Source organism: Photobacterium frigidiphilum (assembly GCF_003025615.1).
GTDB lineage: Bacteria > Pseudomonadota > Gammaproteobacteria > Enterobacterales > Vibrionaceae > Photobacterium > Photobacterium frigidiphilum.
Window position 1 is genome coordinate 1 of sequence record NZ_PYMJ01000091.1, and the last position, 2,603, is coordinate 2,603.

The window sequence follows — 2,603 nt, forward strand, 5'->3', positions numbered from 1 at the left end:
TGCATATTTTCATCCATCCCGATCGCTCAATAACACTGATGCCGATCAGCCAATACCATTCATGGCGATCACCTAATAACATCGATGCCGATCACTTTGGTTAAAAATGTTATTGAGCGATCGACTTGATGTTATTGGTCAAATAACGCTTAATTTCATTCGTATTGTAGGTGTGTTCAACCGTTATCCTTACATCTTTATTTTGATGGGGATAACCATGCCAACGGCACCAATATCTATGCGAAAACTTAAAGAAATATTACGCCTAAAGTACGGCGCTAAATTGACTCATCGTCAGATCGCTGCCAGCTTGTCAATATCCCCGTCATCGGTTTCAACCTATGCCAATCGGGCGGCACAACTGGGGATCCGAGACTGGCCGCTAGCAGCACAGTGGAATGATGTTGCACTTAAACAGGCGTTCTTTAATACGCAGGTCAAAACCAAAGACTATGCCTTGCCTATCTGGCTTGATATGAAGCAAGAATTGACTAGCAAAACAATGACCTTGCAATTGTTATGGCAAGAGTATGCTGAACGACATCCTGAAGGTCATTACAGCTACAACCACTTCTGCCGGCAGTATCGAGCCTGGCTTAAAACCCAACGCCTATCAATGCGCCAGCATCACAAAGCGGGCGAGAAGCTGTTTGTCGACTACTGTGGCCCAACGATGGACATTGTGAACCCTCGCACTGGAGAGATACGCACTGCACAAGTCTTTGTCGCTGTGATGGGCGCGTCCAATTACACCTATGCTGAAGCTACTTGGTCTCAAGGCTTAGAAGACTGGATTATGAGCCACGTGCGTTGCTTCGAATTCTTAGGTGGCGTGCCCGAATTAGTGATCCCCGACAATTTAAAAAGCGGAGTCACCAAAGCCTGTCGTTATGAGCCCGACCTGAACCCGACTTACCAACAACTGGCAGAGCATTATCAAACAACGGTGATCCCCGCCAGACCCTATAAACCCAAAGATAAAGCGAAGGCGGAAGTCGGCGTTCAGATTGTTGAACGTTGGATCATGGCGCGCCTGCGCCACGAAACCTTCTTCAGCTTAAGACAATTAAATCAACGCATAGCTGAGTTGTTGGTGAATATGAATAACCGCCAAATGAAACAACATCCGGGAAGTCGTCAATCACTGTTTATGAGCATCGATAAACCCGCACTGAAGCCGTTACCCCAAAATACTTATGTTTACACGCAGGTTAAAAAAGTGCGCGTCCATATCGACTATCACGTTGAAGTGGACAAACACTATTACTCAGTACCTCACAGCTTGGTCAAACAACAGCTAGAGGCCCGTATCACCGGCCACCAAGTCATTCTTACTCACCAAGGATACATCGTTGCCAGTCACCCCAGAGTGTATGGCATTGGCGGACATACCACGAATGAACAACATATGCCTGTGGCTCACCAAAAGCATCAGCAATGGAGTCCTGAACGCTTTGGGCGTTGGGCTAAAGATATTGGTGAACCCACGGCACAACTTGTGGGTCTGTACCTGCAACAGGGAAAACATCCAGAACAAAGCTACCGGCGATGCCTAGGATTACTCAGTCTTGCCAAACAATATTCACCGACACGTCTTAATGCGGCCTGTACCCGAGCACTGGCCACTAACGTCACTGGCCTCAAGGCCATCAGCAACATGCTGAGCAAAGGGTTAGAGCAACAACCCTTACCTAATCGCCAAGTCGAGCTGTTAAGTGGCATCACTCACGAAAATATCCGTGGCGAAGATTATTATCACTAAGGAAATATGATGAACTCATTACAGCAGCAACTAACAAACTTAAAGCTAAGCGGCGTCAAAGCTGCATTACAACAGCAGACTGAGCAAGCCAACCTGTACATGGAACAAAGCTTCGAGGAGAGGTTAAGCTTATTGCTTGCACACGAAATTACCGGCAGAGAGCAAAGGCGAGTAGAGCGTTTAACCAAGCAAGCGAAATTCAGATTAAGGGCCAATCTCAGTGAGCTAGATTACAGTGCCAATCGACAGATAAGCAAAGATAAAGTCCGTAGCCTTGCTCAAGGTGAATGGCTTAAACAGCACCACAACCTACTTATTACTGGGGCCACGGGCTGTGGTAAAACGTACTTGAGTTGCGCTCTGGGCCACCATCACTGCCAACAAGAGCACAGCGTGTACTACTTCCGCTTAAAAGAGCTACTTGAAAAACTTTTTATGGCTCAAGCAGACGGTACTTACCGCAAATTGATTAACAAGCTCAAAAACTGCGAATTATTGATCTTGGATGACTGGGGACTGGAGCCACTTAATGCCCAACAGCGCAGTGATCTACTTGAACTTATAGACGCACGTTATGACTTTAAATCGACCATGATCACCAGCCAACTACCAGTAGCCAATTGGTACGACATGATAGGAGAATCCACCCATGCTGATGCGATCTTAGACAGGCTAATTCATGGTTCAATTAAACTGGAACTAAAAGGCGAATCTATGCGAAAAAGATTAAATAAATTGACGCAAGCCGATCACGTCAGTTAGATTTTACGAAGGTCTACAATCGAATGAGATTGTGATCGCCATCGATGTTATAGAGCGATCGGCATCATGTTAATACGCA

General features: G+C 46.1%; 2 protein-coding genes. Both read left to right on the plus strand.

The annotated features are described in order from the left end of the window. The first annotated feature begins 217 nt into the window (after nt 1–217). Entirely contained in the window at nt 218–1,762 is a 1,545-nt protein-coding gene (gene istA / locus C9J12_RS29720) for an IS21 family transposase (RefSeq protein ID WP_107247043.1), read from the plus strand. Nucleotides 1,763–1,768: 6 nt separating this feature from the next. Then, nucleotides 1,769–2,524, plus strand: coding sequence for an IS21-like element helper ATPase IstB (gene istB / locus C9J12_RS29725; RefSeq protein WP_107247039.1), 756 nt, complete (start codon nt 1,769–1,771; stop codon nt 2,522–2,524). Nucleotides 2,525–2,603: the final 79 nt, after the last annotated feature.

Excerpts from the sequence above, each read along its gene's own strand:
- istA (WP_107247043.1), top strand. The coding sequence starts at position 218 with ATGCCAACGGCACCAATATCTATGCGAAAACTTAAAGAAATATTACGC.
- istB (WP_107247039.1), top strand. The coding sequence starts at position 1,769 with ATGATGAACTCATTACAGCAGCAACTAACAAACTTAAAGCTAAGCGGC.